This window comes from uncultured Sneathiella sp., assembly GCF_963973085.1.
Taxonomy (GTDB): Bacteria; Pseudomonadota; Alphaproteobacteria; order Sneathiellales; family Sneathiellaceae; genus Sneathiella.
In genome coordinates this window covers 146,209-165,664 of sequence record NZ_CAXAXA010000006.1, presented here as the reverse complement: position 1 = coordinate 165,664, position 19,456 = coordinate 146,209, and the positions used below count along the sequence as shown (strand labels likewise).

Here is a 19,456-nt window from a genome sequence, read left to right as displayed (position 1 = left end):
TCAGCACCTGTGACTTAACAAGGTTCTCTCTTAACTTGGTGGAACAAGTTTGGGTACAGGTTCCTTTACAAGTAAAGCCTTGCCGCGTCCAGACAAAGACGGGTTGGTCATGAAATAATTATGCGCCGAGAAAGGTTTGCCGTCGCCCGATATACGCTCATATTCCCCGTTTTCCAGCAGTTTCCAGCTTTGCTGTGTATCTTTCAGGCAGACCACCATAATCTGGTCGAGTACCTGACGTTGGATGGTTTCGTTGGTGACGGGAACCAGGGTCTCCACTCGCCGGTCGAAGCTGCGCTGCATCCAGTCGGCGGAGGAAATAAACACCTTGGCATCGTCCGAGGGCATCTTGTTCCCTGCCCCGAAGCAGACTATGCGCGAATGCTCCAGAAAGCGGCCGACGATGCTGGTGACCTGGATATTCTCCGACATGCCCTTGATGCCGGGCCGGAGGCAGCAAATACCGCGGATCACCAGCCGGATATCGACCCCGGCGTTGCTCGCACGATAGAGTGCATCGATAATGTTTGGATCGACAAGGGAGTTGAGCTTTGCCCAGATAGCCGCCGGTTTCCCGGCCTTGGCAAACTCGATCTCCTCCTCGATCATCTCGATCAGGGAGTTGCGCAGGCTATAGGGAGAAAGGACCAGTTTCTGAAGGCCCTTCGGCTTGGCGTAACCAGTGACATAGTTGAACATCAGCGCGACATCCGACGCCAGCTCCGTATCGGTGGTGAACATCGAAAGATCGGAATAGATCGTTGCGTTGACCGGATGATAGTTTCCTGTCCCGAAATGCATGTATGTCTTCAGGTTTGTGCCCTCCCGCCGGACGACAACCGAGACTTTGGCGTGGGTTTTCAAATCGATAAAGCCGTAGATCACCTGCGCCCCTGCCCGTTCCAGGTCGCGGGCCCATTTGATATTCGCCGCCTCGTCAAAGCGGGCTTTCAACTCGATCAGCGCCGTCACGGATTTCCCCGCCTCCGCCGCCTCGATCAGGGCGCTGACAACCGGGGAGTTGGTCGAGGTCCGGTAGAGTGTATGCTTGATCGCCACCACATTTGGATCGGCTGCCGCCTGGCGCAGAAACTGGACCACGACATCGAAGCTCTCATAGGGGTGATGGACGATAAAATCCTTGTTGCTGATCGCCGAGAAAATATCGCCGCCGGTATCGCGCACCCGCTCGGGATAACGCGGCGTATACGGCTTGAAACAGAGATCGGGCCGGTCGGCGGTGATGAGCTGTGACGTGTCGGAAAGCCCCAGCAGGCCGTCCACGACGATGATGGCTCGGCCGTCAAGAGCCAGTTCAGCACTGAGATATTCGATAAAGGAGTCGGGCATTTCCTTATCCACCTTGAGGCGGATAACGCTGCCCCGGCGGCGGCGTTTCAGCGCCGTTTCAAACAGCCGGACGAGATCTTCCGCCTCTTCCTCCACTTCGATATCGCTATCACGGACAACTCGGAACATGCCCTTGCCGGCCGCCTTGTAGCCGGGAAAGAGATGATGCAGGAACAGCATCACGATATTTTCAAGGCTGATGAAGCGGATTTTCGGCCCCGGCAGGCGAACAAAGCGATCCAGCGCCTGCGGCAGGAGCAGCAAGGCTTTCAGATTGCGCTCGGACTCCTTTCGCACCAGTTCCAGGAACATGCCGAAACCGAGGTTCTGGATAAAGGGGAACGGATGCGCCGGATCGAGCGCCATCGGCGTCAGGACCGGGTAAATCTGTCGTTTGAAATAGTCCTCCAGCCAGAGATGCTCCTGCTTGGTCAGTTCCTTTGGCGTCAGAACATTGACCCCCCTGTGACGCAGCTCCTGCGTGAGGCGGATCCATTGCTGATTCTGCTCGCCGATCAGGAGGCCGGCCTTGTGGTCGACCTGCTCCAGCTGTTGTGTCGGGGTCAGGCCATCATCACTGACGGTCTTGATATTTGCCTTGATCTGGCCCCATAGGCCCGCCACGCGCACCATGTAGAATTCATCGAGGTTGGCGGCTGAAATCGACAGGAAGCGCAGCCGTTCGAACAAAGGATGAGCGGTATTCGCGGACTCCTCAAGGACCCGCCAATTGAAGGACAGCCAAGACAGCTCGCGGTTGATGAAGCGTTCCGGGCTCTCCAGAAGGCTCAGCTTGTTTTCTTCTACCTCTTTGTCCGTGTTCTTGATTTTTGTCGACATTTACATCCTGCCCTAACCCGAATCCTCACCTTTTCCGATAATATATAGGGCCTGCATCATCGAATTATGACAAAGGCTGTCACAATTATACCCCTGAAATCTTAGCCAATGCTGAACGGCGGTGATTATTCCACCCGCGTCCAGACCTGTGTCTTGCAGAATATCATCACGCATCCGTCCACTTCGAGCTCGTCCGGCTTGGTCAGGGTCAGGGTGGAGGAATAGGTCTTGCCATCTTTCGGGTTATAGATTGTGCCGTCGTCCCATTCGTTTTTGTCCTCGGGAACAAACCCTTTGAGGATTTGAAGTCCGTTGATCGGTTGGCCGCGCAGGCTGACATTCTCATTCTTGATGTCCGTCTTGGCGATCTTCTTTTCGGTCAGCGGCTCTTTCAGCCAGATGATCTTGCCACAGATCTTTTCCCCGCAAGGCTCTATTTTTACGTGACTTTCTCCGTCCACCGTCGACCAGACGCCGGTCACATCCTTGGCGGAAGCCGCAGACGAAAACAGCAGCGCCATTGCCAGTCCAAAAAAGAGTATGGAACGTCGCATCAATAGTCTCCGGTTGATTTCGTGTCCCTACAATGTACCCGGAAAGGCGCCGCCATCCAACAGGATATTCTGACCGGTAATGAAACCGGCCTTGTCGCTGCAAAGGAACGCGCAGGCCGCGCCGAATTCCTCGGCGGTGCCGAAACGTCCGGCGGGATTGCTTGCCGCCCGTTCTTTGCGGATTTCCTCGATCGATTTGCCACTCGATTTGGAGACGGCGGCGAAATTCCCGCGCAGACGGTCCGTATCAAAGGGGCCGGGCAGCAGGGCGTTTATCGTGACATTGTCGATAACGGTCTTGCGGGCAATCCCGGCGACAAAGCCCGTCAGGCCCGCCCGGGCGCCATTGGAAAGGCCGAGGATGTCAATCGGCGCCTTGACCGCACTGGAGGTGATATTGACGACGCGACCGAATTTCCGCTTCCGCATACCGTCCACAGTGGCCTTGATCAGCTCGATCGGGGTCAGCATATTGGCATTGAGGGCCTTGTTCCAGTCCTCCAGCGTCCAGTCGTGGTAATCACCGGGCGGTGGCCCGCCGGCATTGTTCACCAGTATATCCGGCGCCGAACAGGCTTCGAGGACTTCTGCCCGTCCTTCCGGCGTCGTGATGTCTCCGGCAACAGCAATCACCTCGACCGGGTTCTGGTCGCGGATATAGCTCGCGGTTTCCTCTAATGTGCTTTTGGTGCGGGCAGTGATGACGAGATTGACCCCCTCCGCCGCCAGTGCTTCGGCGCAGCCGCGACCAAGTCCCTTGCTGGAGGCGCAGACAATTGCCCATTTTCCTGATAATCCGAGATCCATGTTCTATTCCTGTTCTTCCCTGAAAACGTCACGCAGGAGCGAGACTGTTATTTTTCTTTTTTTGGCGAGCGCGCTATTGTCGAGGAGCGTGACGAACCGCCGCGCCTCGGCGAAGGAACGCTCCAGCCGCCGGACGATATAGTGAATGACTTCCGGTGTGACGGCAAGTTGCCTGTCGGAAAAAAGTTTGATCACCAGCGCCGAAAAAAGCGCGTCGTCAGGTTCGGCAATGCGGGCGACGGGAATGGTTCCGAGGCGCGATTGAAGATCACGTAGAGACAGGTTCCAACTGCCAGGCGGCGTCAGGGAGGTAAGCAAGAGGCTGCCGCCGCGCTCCTGCAGCAGGTTATAAAGATGCAGCAAGGCTTCTTGCTTGAGCCCCGGCCCTACATCCTCGATAACGAGGGGATTTGCGGCATGGCTGCTGATGTCCTCGATATCCAGTAGTACAAGTTCATCGGCGCTGAGGGCCTTTGCGCCGCTCATAGTTTGCCAGACCTGTGCAAGATGAGACTTGCCGCAGCCATGTGGGCCGACCAGAAGCAGCGCCCGCGTCGGCCAGTCCGGCCATTTGTCAATCCAGGCTACGGCCTCCTCATTCGCCTCGGTGACCAGAAAATCTTCCCGGCCCGTTACGGCGCGAAAGGAAAAATTCATTGGTATTTGAGAGGGTTGCATGAGACTTCTCAACTATCGCTTTGATTCGGCGGATGGTCACCATAAAGCGGGCTTTGCAGATACTGGTCGATCGCGAAGCGGCTGAGTACGCCGATAACCGCGGCCATCGGCACGGCAAGCAGGACACCGACAAAGCCGAACAGGCTGCCGCCCGCCAGCAATCCGAACATGACCCACACCGGATGCAGCCCGACCTTGCCCCCGACCAGATTGGGCACCAGCACATAGCCTTCCAGTATCTGACCGACGATAAAGATACCGACAACCGCGCCGATCATGATGTAGTCGGGCCAGAACTGGATCAGCGCCACCCCGACCGAGGCAATGAAGCCGATGATCGCGCCGACGAACGGAATGAAGGAGATGAGCCCGGTGATAATGCCGATCAGGAAGCCGAACTCCAGCCCGGTGAACATCAGCGCCAGCCCGTAATAGGCAGCGAGAATCAGGCAGACCAGGGATTGTCCGCGGACAAACCCGGCCAGCACATCATCTATCCGTTTCGCCAGCATGCGGATCTGTTTCGCATGTTTCTTGGGCAGCCAGCCGTCGATCCGCTCGACGATATGGTCCCAATCCCTGAGCAGGTAGAAGGCGACCACCGGGGAAATGACCAGCAAGGTGATCAGATTGACGAAGGCAAGCCCGCCGCCAACGATATTTTCCGAAAATGATGCCAGCTTCTTGGCCATTTCGCCGATATACTGCCCGACGGTGTCATTGAACTCCTCATTCTGGCGCCAGGCAGGAAGGTCAACAAACCGGTCAATAATGGGTAACAGGAAGTTGCGGATATTCTCGTAATATTCCGGCACATTGTCCATGAAGCCGAGGACCTGTTCGATCAAGATCGGGACGATCAGGATGAGGGCAATATTCACCAGAATCAGAAACATGCCGATGATCAGCGCGGTCGCTGCCGTGCGGCTCATCCCCTTCTCTTCCAGCCGGTCGGCCACGGGATCGAGGAAATAGGCAACCCCCATGCCAAGCACGAAAGGCAGCAGGATATTACTGAGCAGGACCAGGAACAGGACAAAGGCGACAAGCGCAATTACCCAGAATTTCAATTGTTGTTTCAACGTCATCGGTTACTTCTGTTCCTTTCAGGAATTCTGCCGCGCCCATTGCAGGATATAAGTAAGTCCTGACAGGACAGTAGTACCGGCAACAATAAAGACAAACAACTCGATTCCCTCGGTAAAGCCGACGTCAAACCCTATGTCGCCGAGCACAAGGGCGGCGAGCGCAATCTGGCAGAAGGTATTGAGCTTGCTGAGCTTTGACGGGACAATGGTGACACTCAGCCCCAACAGGGATGTCAGGATAATGGCGCCGACAATCAGCACATCCCGGCTGACCACCAGTATGACAAGCCAGCTTGGCAAAACTTCCTGGATACCGAGCGTGATATAGATCGACACCAGAAGCAGTTTGTCTGCCAGCGGATCGAGATAGGTGCCAAGCGGCGTAACAAGGTCGAACTGTTTGGCAATCAGCCCGTCCAGCGCGTCCGAGATTCCAGCCAGCGCAAAGACGATGAACGCCGCGAACATTTGCTCCGCAAGGATCAGCCAGACAATCACCGGCACCATTATCATCCGGATCAACGTGATACTGTTGGGGATATTCAACGCGCTTTCCAAACTCTGATAAATTAATATAAATCAATATATTACAGCAATTACTTCGGATTGAGCGTCCAGTAACCACCCTGATCCGCGAGCGTAAGGTTCCGCTGGGCCAGAGCGGCTGTCAACCGTTCCATACTGCCAACGAAGGTCACATGCCAGAACGCCTTTTGAACGGAGAGGTCCTTAATCTCGGTCTTGCTGACGGCAGAGAGGCCCTGTACCTTTTCCTGAATGGTGAGCCAGTTCGCGAGACTGGAAATATCCGTTGTCACGGCCAGCGTGTTCTCGACGCTGAAATCCAGGACATTCTGGCGCTTCCAGTCTTCCTGCATCCGCGCGAGGATATCGAAAATCACACTTTGCATCAGGGCTTCCATGTCCTCGCTTCCCCGGTAGGTCTGGACAACAGGCGGGGTCTCCTGATCAAGCCGGTTCCGGGTCACATCAAGAAGCAGGGTTCCGTTCGCATTGGTGCGGGAGCGGGCTGTGATCACCTCCACCGCAGCGGCTCCGTATATTTCCTGAATGGCACCAAGAGCCGCGGGATTGAGGTTAAGCGCCTCCGAGACATTGATCGCCTTGATATCCGTAAGGTCGCCCGACGGGACAAGTACCGGCTGGATCAACGGCTGTGCCCAGTCATCGCGTAAGCTGTCCGGTTCCTGCGGGCGCAGGCCGTAATCGACAATATCGACCCAGACTGTGCGCCAAGGATTAGGATACTCCCAAAGGTAGGCGCGATCCTCCAACTGATAGACCGGCAGAATCAGCACCGGATCGGCAACAGATTCGCTGAACGGCAGCATATTGTTGCGCAGCAGTTTGCGAATGTCGTCGCGCTTGAACTCGAACGTCAGGTCGGCGAGATAGCGTTTTGCCGACGTCCGTTCATTCGCCACCTGGAACGACGCCACCAGCGGCGTGATCATGGAGTCGTCCAGCGCCGGCAGACTGCTGTGGTATGGCATTGGTACCAGACGGCGGAAAAGCGCGTTTACCGCCCGTTCCTGCCCTTTTCTGACGGCAATTGTACGCGCTGCTGACGCCGAAGCGGCAGTTTCATCCACCGCAATATCGCGCACCACATAGAAATTATCTGCGGCCCCTGCTGACGATATTATTCCGGCGAAAGCGATCACCAGTACAACTGCGGCAGCAAGGCGCGAAAAGATTGGTTTTGGTTGTGTATCCGTCATTGCAAACCACTGGAAAAAAAGTATGTTGGCCCGATCATAGTCATAAACTCGGGTGCAGCATAACTTATGAAGACCGATAGCTCCAAAAAAAGTTACAGCTATAAAGAGGCGGGCGTTGATATTGTGGCCGGAAACTCACTGGTCGAGGCCATCAAACCCCTCGCCGCCGCTACCCGGAGGCCCGGCGCAGACGCGGATCTGGGCGGGTTTGGCGCTATCTTCGATCCAAAAGCTGCCGGGTTCAAGGATCCCCTGCTCGTCTCCGCCACCGACGGCGTCGGCACCAAGCTGAAAATCGCCATCGATATGAACCGTCATGACACGGTCGGCATTGATCTGGTGGCCATGTGCGTCAATGACCTTGTGGTTCAGGGCGCTGAGCCGTTGTTTTTCCTCGATTATTTTGCGACCGGCGGCCTTGATGTCGCGGCGGCGCGGGATATCGTTGCAGGGATCGCGGACGGCTGCAAACAGGCGGGCTGCGCACTCATTGGCGGGGAAACGGCGGAAATGCCGGGCATGTATGCCAAGGGCGATTATGATCTTGCCGGATTTACCGTAGGTGCTGTGGAACGGGATCAACTGCTGAAGGCCGATACGCTGAAGGCCGGCGATGTCCTGCTCGGCCTTGCCTCTTCCGGTCTGCATTCAAACGGTTTCTCTCTGGTGCGAAAGCTTGTCGCGGATTTCAATCTCGATTATGCCGCTCCGGCGCCATTCGATTCGTCTCGCACCCTGGGCGATGCCCTGATCGCGCCGACACGAATTTACGTGAAAAGCTGCCTTGAGGCGATCCGCGCCGGGCATATCCTCGCACTTTCGCACATTACCGGAGGCGGGCTGTTCGAAAATATCCCGCGGGTTCTGCCGAAAAACCTGAAAGCCGAAATCAATGCCAAAGCCTGGCCCCTGCCGCCGCTCTTCAAATGGTTGGCGGAAACAGGCAATATTGCGCCGCGCGAACTCGCGACGACCTTCAACTGCGGTCTCGGCATGGTTGTCGTGGTCGATGCCAGGAATGTGGCGGCGGCAACGGCGATGCTTCAGGCCGCCGGTGAGACGGTGTATTCCCTTGGTGAATTGGCTGCGCGTGAAGAAGGTGACGAGCAGGTGGTTATTTCTGAGTTGGACGAAACGTGGCAAAGCTGAAAGTCGCCGTCTTTATTTCGTCGCGCGGGACGAACATGCAATCGCTCGTGCGGGCCTGCCAGACGGCGGACTTTCCGGCGGAAATTTCCTGCGTACTCTCCAACAATCTTGAGGCGGCGGGCCTTAAGTTTGCGGCCGAAAACAGCATTCCGACCCGCACCATCGACCATCGCGACTATGAGACCCGGGAGGAATTTGAGGCGGAGATCACCGGTTATCTCGAAGAGCTGAATATCGATCTTATCTGTCTTGCCGGTTTCATGCGGCTGCTGACGGAGGAGTTTGTCAATCGCTGGCGGGATCGCATTCTCAATATCCACCCGTCCCTGCTGCCCGCCTTCAAGGGGCTGCATGTGCATGAACGGGCGATCGAATCCGGGGCGCGTTTCACCGGCTGCACCGTGCATTTCGTCCGCCCGGAAATGGATAACGGCCCGATTATCGCGCAGGCCGCAGTTCCCATTCTTGAAACGGACACGCCCGAAGAACTCGCGGCGCGCATCCTGGAGCAGGAGCATCAGATCTATCCCCTCGCCCTCCGTCTGGTGGCGGAAGGACGGGTGAAAATTCACGGTCCCCGTGCTATGATCGAGCGCGCCCATGAACAAACGCTCTCTCTATTAAATCCGAAGGTTGAATAATTCTGAAATGCTTGTATTAATTGCTTTCTAAACAACCTTAAAATTTCAACCAAAATATGGATGAGGGATGGTTATGAAACTCAGATCTTTTGCACATTACGCCCTCATGGCCATATTACTTGTTCTCGCCGCGTGTGACGATAAGAACGAGACCGTGAATATCGGCGCAATTTACAATCTGACGGGCGGTTTAAGTTCGCTCGGCGTTCCCTCGTCGGAAGGGGCGGCACTTGCGGTTGAGGCACTGAACGAGCGCGGCGGTATTCTGGGCAGAGAGGTCAATCTTGTTCTTGTTGATGGTGAAACCAATCCTGACGTCATCTCGGAGAAAACGCAGGAGCTGATCGAGGCAACAGAAAATATGCCGGTGATTATTGGCTTGACGGGGACGGATACAGCCCTGGCGGCGGCGCGCGTTGCCGCCGGGAACAAACGGGTTTTTATTACGTCGGGCGCAACGTCCCCCTTGCTACCAACGGATGTGCCGGAATATCTGTTTCTTGCCTGTTATGGAGATAATGTACAGGCAGCTGTGGCCGCCGAATGGGCGATTTCGGAGCTGAAAGCCAAGACCGTTGCAGTTCTTTATAAATCCGACATGACCTACACCAAGCTGATCCGGAAATATTTTGAAGAGGTTTTCAAGGAAAAGGGCGGCGATGTCGTTTTAAGTCAAGGCTATACGGCAGATAGCCTGAACGATGTGGCTGCCGGGCTCCCCGATGCCGACCTTATCTACTTTGCCGCCTCACCTGATGACGTGATCCCCGGAATTACGGCGATACGCGGAACGGGCTACACGGGACCCATCGCCAGCGGTGACGGGTTTGATATTGATGAAAACTGGGGAAAACTTCCGACGGAAGACAATGCCTTCTTCACCACCCATGCCGATGTAAGTGCCAGCAATACGAATTCACAGATGATTGCCTTTCGCAAAGCCTATGCCAGCAAATACCCGGATCAGGAACCAAGCGCCTTCTCGGCGTTAGCATATGATGCTGTCATGCTTATGGCAGAGGCAACCGAGAAAGCGGGCTCGCTTGACGCTGAAGCGATTCGGGAAGCGTTATCCACGTTACAGGACTATCAAGGCCTGACAGGCACGATTTCCTATAAGAATGGCAGTCGTATCCCGGTCAAGTCCGTGGCTCTGTTCAAGGTGGAGGATGGAAAGGAAGTATTTGTCCGTGAAATCACGCCCGATTCTGTTCCTGCACCCTGACCTGTTCCGGCCGTAACCGTCCTTCTATTTGTCGACTACGGTATTTTTCGCACCATCGGCGCCCATGAAGACGGCGAGGATGCGCACGGGTGTTGTTCCCGTGTTCTCGCCGACATGCCAGACATTGATTGCCTCTATCAGTGAATCGCCTGTTTTATAGATCTTTTTACCATGGCCATCATAGGAAACAGTCAATTCCCCTTCCAGCATATAACCGAAAAGAGGCACTTCATGCAGGTGTTTGGCTGTTTTCTCTCCGGGTTGCATGGTGACGATAACGGCGGTGACGCTGGCCGTGCCCGTATTTGGATATTGAAACGGCTGACCGAGAACTGTCGTCGAGCTATCCAGGAGCTTTTCAACTTCTGTATAGGGCTCCTCAGCTTGGGCAAAGCCGGTTACACAGGTGAAAACAAGTACAGATAGAAGAGCGCGGATAACCATTGATCAAACCTCTTTCAATTTTACATAGCAGTGGATTTTGCTATGCTTCTGGGGGAAATTTATTTTACTATCATACTGAGATGTCAGAGCAAATGGAAATCACGCAGAACGAGCGACGCAATGTCGATACGTTCAAACTCGCGGTGCATCGCACGGAACTTGCCAACCGGCGTACGCTGATGGCCTATATCAAAACCGTCATTGCGCTTGTCGCCTCCTCGCTCGCGCTGATCAAGCTGGTCGAGGATCAATGGCTCACGGTGGTGGGATGGGGCCTTCTGCCGCTGGCGCTCATTTGCCTGTTGGTCGGGCTTGACGACTATGCCCGCGTGAAAAAATCCATCAATGAGGAAAAACGCGACGGTGGATTGTAGCCGCAAAATTCAGGCATAAAAAAAGCCGGAGGCGGTGACGCGCTCCGGCTTTTCTGAATTGTATCTGCTTAGCGTGAGTAGAACTCGACGATCAGGTTCGGCTCCATGACGACCGGATAGGGCACGTCAGAGAGTTTCGGGATCGCGTTGAAGGTGCCCTTCATCGCCTTGTGATCGACTTCGATATATTCCGGGATGTCGCGCTCCGGGCTGTCGGCCGCTTCCAGAACGAGGGCCATCTGCTTGGATTTCTGGCGAACTTCGATAACGTCGCCCGGTTTCACCTGGTAGGAAGCGATATTCACCTTCGTACCATTGACCATGACATGGCCGTGGTTCACGAACTGGCGCGCGGCGAAGACGGTGGGCACGAACTTCATGCGGTAGACAACCGCGTCAAGACGCCGTTCCAGCAGGCCGATGAGGTTTTCCGATGTATCGCCTTTCAGGCGGACGGCTTCTTCATACAGGCGACGGAAGCCCTTCTCGGTGATGCTGCCGTAATAGCCTTTGAGTTTCTGCTTGGCGCGGAGATGGATGCCGAAGTCGGAGATTTTTCCGCGGCGACCCTGGCCATGCTGGCCCGGTCCGTATTCGCGGCGGTTAACCGGGCTCTTCGGGCGGCCCCAGAGGTTTTCACCCATGCGGCGGTCAATTTTGTATTTCGCTTGAATGCGTTTGCTCATTTACTTGATCCAGTTTTTGGTTTCAGGAAAAAGGCATGCCGACGAGGCTTGCACAAGCCGCGCATAATAGGTTTCGCGCCCGGCTTGTCAATCCTTTTCCGGCGCTTTTTTGCCGTTAAGCCCGTCAAGGAAGCTGATTATCTCAAAGGACGCGCGTTCCGGCGCCTCATGTGTGACCCAGTGGGTGATGCCGGGCAGCCGGACGATGGTGAGATCATCGACAAAATCCTCCAGTCCGTCGATATTTTCCGGAACCAGCATCTTATCCCCCTCGCCCCAGACAATCAGGGTCGGCACATGAACCCGGAAGGCATCGGGGTCAAGTCCAAAGCTCTTACCCTTTGTCTGCTCCGTCGCCGGAACCAGCGGCGAGGCGCGATAATAATTCAGCATGGCCGTCATAGCGCCGCGCTGCGCCCACGCGGTCTTGTAGGCGAATTCATCCGCCTCCGTCATCTCGCTGGTCGGGATCAGGTCGCGGAAGGTCCAGTCCCAGAGCTGTTTGCAATCCTCCGCAAGCAGTTTCGTCTCGATACCCGGAATCTGAAAGCGGGCGATATACTGGCTATGGGCGATCTGCTTGTCGTTATGGCGGAGCAGCTCGGAGAAGATATAGGGATGCGGTCCGTTGAAGATGACGAGGCCCTTCACCCGGTCCGGGTTGGCAATGGCGACGGCCCAGGCAATGGCCGCGCCCCAGTCATGAGCCACCAGATAGAATTTTTCCGCCTTGAAGTAATCCGCGAGACCGATAACGTCACCGATCAGATGCCTGATGCCATAAGCCTTGATGCCGTCGGGCTTGTCGGAGAGGTTGTAGCCGCGCATGTCCGGTGCGACCGCGTGGTATTTCTCCCCTATCGCAGGCAGTTGATCTTTCCAGCAGTACCAGAATTCCGGAAACCCATGCAGCATAAGCACCAGCTCATCATTCTCCGCCCCGCATTCCGCAAAATGCAGCGTGATGTCGCCGAGTTCTGCCCGGTCATGGTTTATCGCCGTCATCCCTGTTTTCCTTTACCTTCATGGTCAGGCCCTTGATGATGCCCTGAAAGGCGCGCACATCGGATTCCATCAGGCCGAGCCGCTGGAACATATTGCGCATATTCTGCAGGATGACCTGCTTTCGCTGCAGGATCGGATCAAAATACCCGCGCGCGTCCAACTCCTGCTCGATCCGCGCAAACAGATGCGCGAGCTCCGCCTTGTTGGCCGGGCGTTCCGCGTTATTGATGCGGACGGGCGGCGTCTCATCCCCCGCCTGAAACCATTCATAGCCGACGAGCAAAACCGCCTGCGCGAGGTTGATGGAGGAGAAATCGGGATTGAGCGGCACCGAGATAATCGTATCGGCGAGGGTCACATCCTCCTTCGAGAGGCCGACGCTTTCCTTGCCGAACAGGATACCGGTCGCGGTTCCGGCGGCCGTATGTCCGCGAAGCTCCGCCGCCGCGGCGCGGGGCGTAGCGACCTTCTTGATCACGTCGCGCGGCCGGGCCGTGGTTGCATAGACATGCTGCAGATCGGCAATGGCGTCACCGGTGGTCGCATAGACGCGGGTATTCTCCAGCACGATATCCGCTCGCGAGGCCATGGCGACGGCGCGCTCGTTGGGCCAGCCATCGCGGGGCGCGACAAGGCGGAGGTCGGTGAGGCCGAAATTCAGCATCGCTCGCGCCGCCGCGCCGATATTCTCGCCCATCTGCGGTTCGACCAGAATAATGGCGGGCATGGCGGCGTCCGTCATGGGCAGGCTACTTTCCACCCGCCGGAGCGCCTGCGCGATAAAGCTTGTAGGTGATACTGTCGATCAGCGCGGCAAAAGACGCATCGACGATATTGGGCGACACGCCGACCGTGAACCAGCGCTTGTTGGTCTTGTCCGTGCTCTCGATCAGGACGCGGGTCACCGCTTCGGTGCCGGAGGTGAGGATACGCACCTTGAAGTCCACGAGGCGCAAATCGTCGATATAATCGGAGAATTTACCTAGATCCTTGCGCAGCGCACTGTCCAGCGCATTGACCGGGCCGTTCCCCTCACCCACCGACATATATCGCTCCCCGTCGATGATCAGCTTGACCACCGCATCGGAGACGGTAAGCAGTTCGCCCCTGGCGTTATGCCGCCGCTCGACAGATACGCGGAAGCTCTCGACATCGAAATATTTCGGCACCTGCCCGAGGCGGCGGCGGGCCATCAGCTCGAAACTCGCCAGCGCGCCGTCATAGGAAAAGCCCTCGAACTCCCGGTCCTTCACCTCTTCCAGCATCCGGTCGACCTTCGGGTCCTTGGGGTCGATATCGAGGCCGAAATCACGCAACTGGGCGAGGATGTTCGACCGGCCCGCCTGATCCGAGACCAGCAGGTGCCGCTTGTTGCCGACCAGCTCCGGCGCCACATGTTCGTAGGTTTTCGGGTCCTTCTCGACCGCCGAGACATGCAAGCCCCCTTTATGAGCGAAGGCGGCGGAGCCGACATAGGCCTGATGCCGGTTCGGGGAACGGTTGAGGATATCATCGAGCAGCCGGGAAATGGCGGTGACATTCTTCAGCCCTTCCTCCGTGATGCCGGTATCGACCGTGGATTTAAACGGCTCCTTCAGCATCAGCGACGGGATGAGGGAGATGATATTGGCATTGCCGCACCGCTCGCCCAGGCCATTGAGGGTGCCCTGCACCTGCCGCACGCCAGCCTTTACCGCCATCAGCGTGTTGGCGACGGCATTTTCTGTATCGTTATGGGTATGAATGCCGAGATGGCTGCCGGGGATATGCTCTATCACCTCGGTGACGATGCGCTCCACCTCATCGGGCAGCGTGCCACCATTGGTATCGCACAGCACCATCCAGCGGGCGCCCGCGCCATAGGCCGCCTTAAGGCAGGCAAGCGCAAATTCCGGGTTGGACTTGTAGCCATCAAAGAAATGCTCCGCGTCATACATCGCCTCCCGTCCCTGCCGGACAATCTCCGCAATGCTGTCGGCGATCAGCTCCAGATTTTCTTCCAGGGTGATGCCGAGGGCGACATCGACATGGAAATCCCAGCTCTTGCCGACGATGCAGACGGCGGGTGTCTTGGCGTCGAGAATGGCGCTGAGACCCGGATCGTTGGAAACACTGCGCCCCGGCCGACGGGTCATGCCGAAGGCGGTAAAGGTTGCGTGCTGCAACTCGGGCGGATTGGCGAAAAAGGCCGTATCGCCGGGATTGGCGCCGGGCCAGCCGCCCTCGACATAGTCGATCCCGAGATCGTCCAGCGCCTTCGCAATCGTCGTTTTATCCTCGACACTGAAATCCACGCCCTGCGTCTGCGCCCCGTCGCGCAGCGTTGTGTCGAATAGATAAAGTCTCTCGCGTGCCATTAAACTCTCTTCCATGTGGTGCCGCCCGGTCCGTCTTCCAACAAGACGCCATGCGACTTAAGTTGATCGCGGATTTCATCCGCTCTCGCAAAATTCTTTTGTTTCTTTGCCTCATTACGCTCCGCGATCAGCAAGTTAATTCCGTCTTCAGTGATAGTGCTCGCGCCAACGGCTTCGGCTGTGAATTGAATTTTTGCTATCCCAACGCCTTGAAAATACTCTTGCCACGTTTTCTCCAATAGTCCCATAAGCTGACCACTTGCGATTAGTTGGCCTTTTAGTCGAGATTGCTCCGCTATATTTTTTTCTCGCCGTAACTGCTTGGCTAAATTCTGTATCGTAATAAATGCGGCATGAGTATCGAGATCATCTGATAGTGCCGAAACAACTTCGGAGTTTGGCTCAAGCGGTCCAGTTTTGACTTCATCAAAATCTTTGAGAACAATATACAGTTTACTCATTTCAGTTTTAGCTTGATCTAATCCATAGTCAGTCCAGTTCAAAGGCTTCCGATAAGGGGTCTTCAGCATATAGAGACGAACCGCCTCCCCCGGGGCATCCTCTAGAACATCCTGCACGGTGCGAAAATTGCCAAGTGATTTCGACATTTTCTTGCCATCAACCATTAGAAAACCGTTATGCACCCAGTAGCGGGCGAAGGGCGCGCCGTCATGGGCGCAGCAGCTTTGCGCGACCTCGTTTTCGTGATGCGGGAAGATCAGGTCACGGCCGCCGCCATGGATATCGAAGGTGATGCCGAGCGTCGCCTCGCTCATGACCGAGCATTCGATATGCCAGCCCGGCCGCCCGCGTCCCCAGCGGCTGTCCCATCCCGGCATGTCACCCGTTGAGGGTTTCCAGAGAACGAAATCGGCGGGATCATTTTTATGAGGTGCAATCTCTACGCGAGCACCCTCAATCATTTCTTCTCGACTACGGCCCGACAGCTTGCCATAGTCGTCGCCCATGCTGGTGACATCAAACAGCACATGGTCGTCCTTGTAATAGGCATGGCTCTTCTCGATCAGCTTGTCGATCATCTTGATCATGCCGTCAATATGCTCGGTCGCGCGCGGCTCAATCATCTTGAAACTACCATTACCAAGCTCTATTGCGCTCGGTTCTTTATTTGCTTTCAAGGCATTTAGCTCATCCATATCTTCATGGAATGCTGCGGTCGTGCGTTGGGTAAGTTCCTCAATACTTTCCCCATTCGCCTTTGCTGCCTCGATGATCTTGTCATCCACATCGGTAATATTGCGCACATAGGTTACTTCGTAGCCGAGGTGGCATAGCAGCCGCGCCAGCACATCGAAAATCACGACCGGGCGTGCATTGCCGATATGGGCGCGGTCATAGACCGTCGGCCCGCAGACATACATCCCGACCTTGCCCGGTTCCATGGGCACAAACTCTTCCTTCTTGCGGTGGGCGGTATTGTAGAGATGCAGGGTCACGATTTTTCCTTAAACTCAGTCGGCGGAGGCGGTCAGGCGCGCGAGTATATTTTCCCGGCCGATCAGGGGCAACAGATTGTTCATCTCCGGCCCGTGCGGCTGTCCGGTTAGCGCGAGACGGAGCGGCATGAAGAGCGCCTTGCCTTTTGCGCCGGTCTTCTCCTTCACCGCGGTTGTCCAGTCTTTCCAGGTCTCTTTCGTGATCTCGCCGCCCGGCAGTTCCGCCGCCGCCGCGCGGAGGAAGTCCGCATCCTCGATCACTGGCGTCATCGGTCCCTGGACTACCCGCCACCAGATTTCTGCATCTTTCAGCGTCGAGAGATTGCCCCGCACGGCATTCCAGAAGGCCTCATCCGCGCCATGCAGGGAAATCCGCTCCCGCACCTTGCTCCAGCTTGTCTCATGTAAGAGCTTGGCATTGAGGTTGGTGAGTTCCGCCGGATCGAACTTGGCGGCGGCGCGGCTGAACCGGGTGATATCGAAGCCGTCGATGAGCGATTGCAGATCATGGCAAATCTCGACATTATCCGAGGTGCCGAGACGGGCGAGCAGACTGTTGAGCGCCATGGCCTCGATCCCGCTCTCGCGCATCTCGCGGAGGCTCTGGCTCCCTTCCCGCTTGGAGAGCGGTCCGCCATCCGGCCCCATCAGCAGCGGGATATGGCCAAAGGTCGGGATTTTTGCGCCCAACGCCTTGAAAATCTGGATATGCAACGCCGTGTTGCTGACATGATCCTCCCCGCGGATGACATGGGTGACGCCGAAATCGATATCATCGACGACTGAGGGCATGTGATAGAGCGGTCGCCCATCCGAGCGGATCAGGACGGGATCGGACATGCTGGCGCCATCCACCTCGACGGTGCCGCGCACCAGATCTTCCCAGCGGATGACCTCCTGATCGAGCTTGAATCGCCAGTGCGGTTTTCTCCCTTCGGCTTCGAAGGCTGCAATCTCGTCATCCTTGAGGTTCAGGGCCGAGCGGTCATAGATGGGCGGCAGTTTGCGGGCGAGCTGGCGCTTGCGCTTGTAGTCGAGCTCCTCCCCCGTCTCGTAGCAGGGATAGAGCCGTCCCGCCTGTTTCAGGGCCTCAAACGCATTCGTATAGGCCGCGGTGCGATCCGACTGTTTCTTGAGGTCCGACCATTCCAGCCCGAGCCATTTCAGATCCTCCTGGATGGCATCCGCATATTCCTCGGTCGAGCGTTCCAGATCGGTGTCATCAAGGCGCAGGATCATCTCGCCACCGTCTTTCTGGGCAGAGAGCCAGTTGATCAGGGCAAGCCGGGCATTACCGACATGGAGATATCCGGTCGGACTCGGGGCGAATCTAAAAATCGAGGTCATCTCTTGTCCCTGAATCCATTGGTGATCGGGTAGCGCCGGTCGCGGCCAAAGCTCATTGTCGAAATCTTGACGCCGGGTGGCGATTGCCGGCGCTTGTACTCGGCGATATAGAGCAGGTTCTGGATGCGGGCGATGGTATGGGTGTCAAAGCCCTCTGTCACCAGTTCGTCGAGGGATTTTTCCTCTTCCACCAGCCCGTGGAGAATGCCGTCGAGGATTTCGTATGGCGGCAGGCTGTCCTCGTCCTTCTGATCCACGCGCAGCTCCGCCGATGGCGGCTTGGTGATCACCCGCTCGGGCATGACCGGCCCGTCCGGTCCCCGAAACAGCGGAGAATAATGCGTATTCCGCCAATCGGAGAGTTTGAAGCAGGTCATCTTGTAGACATCTTTCAGCACCGAGTAACCCCCGCACATATCCCCATAGAGCGTGGCATAGCCAACGGACATTTCCGACTTGTTACCGGTGGTCAGCACCATCGGTCCCAGCTTGTTGGAAATCGCCATCAGCGTCATGCCGCGCAGGCGCGACTGGATATTCTCCTCGGTGATATCCGGCTCCTGTCCCGCGAAGATATCCGCCAGCATCGTCTCCATGGCCTCGACGCCCGGCGCGATGGAGATGGTATCGAGCCGGGTGCCGAGCATTTCGGCGCAGCCCGCCGCGTCATCAAGGCTTTCCTGCGATGTGTATTTCGAGGGCATCATCACGCAATGCACCCGGTCCGGTCCCAACGCATCGACCGCGACGGCAGCGCTCAGGGCGCTATCGATCCCGCCGGAAAGGCCGAGGACGACGCCCGGAAACCGGTTTTTCTCGACATAATCCTTCAGCCCGAGCACCATGGCGTGATAGATCCGCTCCATCGGCGTGCCGGGATCGACCAGTTCGCTTGTCTCGCAGACCCAGCCGTCGCCCTTGCGATGCCAGTCCGTGACCAGCAGGATTTCCTTCCAGCTTGTCATCTGCACGGGGAGCGAGCGGTCGGCATTGAGCACAAAGGACGCGCCGTCGAAGACAAGCTCGTCCTGCCCGCCGATCTGGTTGACATAGACCAGCGGCAGGCCGGTTTCCGTCACCCGCTCGACCGCGTGGTTGAGCCGCTCGTCCGATTTCATATGGTCATAGGGGCTGCCGTTCGGCACGATCAGGATTTCCGCGCCGGTCTCGGCCAGGCATTCGGCAACCTCGGGGAACCACATATCCTCGCAGATCATCACCCCGAGCCGGACCCCCTTGAACGGGATGGGACCGGGAAGCGGTCCGGCCTTGAAAATACGGTATTCATCGAAGACGCCATAGTTCGGCAGCTTGTTCTTGAAGCGGCGGGCGGCGATCTTTCCCCCCTCCAGAAGGCAGACCGCGTTATAGAGCTTCCCCTCCTCGACCATCGGGGCGCTCATCAGCATGGCGGGGCCGCCATCGAGGGTCAGTTCCGCAAGGTCTTCCATCGCCTTTTGTGTGGCCCGCTGAAAAGCGGGCTTTCGGACCAGGTCTTCGGGCGGATAACCGCTCAGGAAGAGTTCCGGATAAACGACGATATCCGCACCGAGAGCCTCTGCCTCTTCGCGGAAGGCGCGGGCAAGCGCAACATTGGCCTCAAGGCTGCCGAGAGTCGGGTTGGCCTGCGCCAGCGCAATTTTCAATTGGTCTGTCATGAAGGATTTCTAACCCGCCTTGACGCGCGCCGCAATCGCCAGATCGGCTTTTGG

The 19,456-nt window shown here is 56.8% G+C and carries 19 protein-coding genes; 4 read left to right on the top strand and 15 right to left on the bottom strand.

Annotation, left to right across the window (positions count from 1 at the left end; all coding sequences use genetic code 11):
• Positions 1–30 precede the first annotated feature (30 nt).
• The 7 genes from AACZ19_RS15125 to AACZ19_RS15095 form a co-directional block, all read right to left on the bottom strand.
• Positions 31–2,190, bottom strand: a complete 2,160-nt coding sequence (locus AACZ19_RS15125) for an RNA degradosome polyphosphate kinase (RefSeq protein ID WP_339635314.1) — start codon at positions 2,188–2,190, stop codon at positions 31–33.
• A gap of 125 nt (positions 2,191–2,315) precedes the next feature.
• Complete coding sequence (locus AACZ19_RS15120; RefSeq protein WP_339635313.1) at positions 2,316–2,744, bottom strand: DUF2147 domain-containing protein; 429 nt, start codon at positions 2,742–2,744, stop codon at positions 2,316–2,318.
• Positions 2,745–2,771: 27 nt separating this feature from the next.
• Positions 2,772–3,551: an SDR family oxidoreductase gene (locus AACZ19_RS15115; RefSeq protein ID WP_339635312.1), complete on the bottom strand. Its 780-nt coding sequence runs from the start codon at positions 3,549–3,551 to the stop codon at positions 2,772–2,774.
• A gap of 3 nt (positions 3,552–3,554) precedes the next feature.
• The gene (locus AACZ19_RS15110; protein WP_339635311.1) at positions 3,555–4,229 is read right to left on the bottom strand and encodes a DnaA/Hda family protein; all 675 of its coding nucleotides are present in this window, start codon (positions 4,227–4,229) and stop codon (positions 3,555–3,557) included.
• 8 nt (positions 4,230–4,237) lie between these two features.
• Entirely contained in the window at positions 4,238–5,317 is a 1,080-nt protein-coding gene (locus tag AACZ19_RS15105; RefSeq protein WP_339635310.1) for an AI-2E family transporter, read from the bottom strand.
• An 18-nt stretch (positions 5,318–5,335) separates the two neighbouring features.
• Positions 5,336–5,863 (bottom strand): CDP-alcohol phosphatidyltransferase family protein, encoded by a 528-nt coding sequence (locus tag AACZ19_RS15100; protein WP_339635309.1) that lies wholly within the window; start codon positions 5,861–5,863, stop codon positions 5,336–5,338.
• A 50-nt stretch (positions 5,864–5,913) separates the two neighbouring features.
• Positions 5,914–7,059 (bottom strand): DUF2066 domain-containing protein, encoded by a 1,146-nt coding sequence (locus AACZ19_RS15095; protein ID WP_339635308.1) that lies wholly within the window; start codon positions 7,057–7,059, stop codon positions 5,914–5,916.
• A 66-nt stretch (positions 7,060–7,125) separates the two neighbouring features.
• Here AACZ19_RS15095 and purM point away from each other — a divergent pair, with 66 nt between their 5' ends.
• The 3 genes from purM to AACZ19_RS15080 all read left to right on the top strand — a co-directional run bounded on the left by purM (position 7,126) and on the right by AACZ19_RS15080 (position 10,074).
• Positions 7,126–8,208, top strand: coding sequence for a phosphoribosylformylglycinamidine cyclo-ligase (gene purM, locus AACZ19_RS15090; RefSeq protein ID WP_339635307.1), 1,083 nt, complete (start codon positions 7,126–7,128; stop codon positions 8,206–8,208).
• The gene (gene purN / locus AACZ19_RS15085) at positions 8,196–8,849 is read left to right on the top strand and encodes a phosphoribosylglycinamide formyltransferase (RefSeq protein WP_339635306.1); all 654 of its coding nucleotides are present in this window, start codon (positions 8,196–8,198) and stop codon (positions 8,847–8,849) included. The genes purM and purN overlap by 13 nt, the downstream gene beginning before the upstream one ends.
• A gap of 73 nt (positions 8,850–8,922) precedes the next feature.
• On the top strand, positions 8,923–10,074 hold the full coding sequence (locus AACZ19_RS15080; RefSeq protein WP_339635305.1) for an ABC transporter substrate-binding protein: 1,152 nt from the start codon (positions 8,923–8,925) through the stop codon (positions 10,072–10,074).
• Between the two features lie 24 nt (positions 10,075–10,098).
• On the opposite strand, the gene AACZ19_RS15075 is transcribed toward AACZ19_RS15080, so the two are convergent.
• Positions 10,099–10,518 carry a cupin domain-containing protein gene (locus tag AACZ19_RS15075; protein WP_339635304.1) on the bottom strand — a complete coding sequence of 140 codons (420 nt, stop codon included), beginning with the start codon at positions 10,516–10,518 and terminating at the stop codon, positions 10,099–10,101.
• A gap of 92 nt (positions 10,519–10,610) precedes the next feature.
• Between AACZ19_RS15075 and AACZ19_RS15070 the strand changes: the two genes are divergently transcribed.
• Complete coding sequence (locus AACZ19_RS15070) at positions 10,611–10,892, top strand: DUF202 domain-containing protein (protein ID WP_339635303.1); 282 nt, start codon at positions 10,611–10,613, stop codon at positions 10,890–10,892.
• Positions 10,893–10,960: 68 nt separating this feature from the next.
• Here the strand turns inward: AACZ19_RS15070 and rpsD are convergent, their stop codons facing one another.
• From rpsD to AACZ19_RS15035, 7 genes are all read right to left on the bottom strand, one after another.
• Entirely contained in the window at positions 10,961–11,578 is a 618-nt protein-coding gene (gene rpsD / locus AACZ19_RS15065; RefSeq protein ID WP_339635302.1) for a 30S ribosomal protein S4, read from the bottom strand.
• A gap of 87 nt (positions 11,579–11,665) precedes the next feature.
• Complete coding sequence (locus AACZ19_RS15060) at positions 11,666–12,583, bottom strand: alpha/beta hydrolase (protein WP_339635301.1); 918 nt, start codon at positions 12,581–12,583, stop codon at positions 11,666–11,668.
• A complete protein-coding gene (locus AACZ19_RS15055; protein WP_339635300.1) occupies positions 12,564–13,343 on the bottom strand; it encodes an RNA methyltransferase in 780 nt (259 codons plus the stop codon). Before AACZ19_RS15055 ends, AACZ19_RS15060 begins: the two co-directional genes overlap by 20 nt.
• Entirely contained in the window at positions 13,333–14,940 is a 1,608-nt protein-coding gene (cimA, locus tag AACZ19_RS15050; protein ID WP_339635299.1) for a citramalate synthase, read from the bottom strand. The genes AACZ19_RS15055 and cimA overlap by 11 nt, the downstream gene beginning before the upstream one ends.
• Positions 14,940–16,397, bottom strand: a complete 1,458-nt coding sequence (gene cysS / locus AACZ19_RS15045; RefSeq protein WP_339635298.1) for a cysteine--tRNA ligase — start codon at positions 16,395–16,397, stop codon at positions 14,940–14,942. The genes cimA and cysS overlap by 1 nt, the downstream gene beginning before the upstream one ends.
• Positions 16,398–16,412: 15 nt before the next feature.
• Positions 16,413–17,744, bottom strand: a complete 1,332-nt coding sequence (gene gltX / locus AACZ19_RS15040; protein ID WP_339635297.1) for a glutamate--tRNA ligase — start codon at positions 17,742–17,744, stop codon at positions 16,413–16,415.
• Entirely contained in the window at positions 17,741–19,402 is a 1,662-nt protein-coding gene (locus tag AACZ19_RS15035) for an NAD+ synthase (protein WP_339635296.1), read from the bottom strand. The genes gltX and AACZ19_RS15035 overlap by 4 nt, the downstream gene beginning before the upstream one ends.
• Positions 19,403–19,456: the final 54 nt, after the last annotated feature.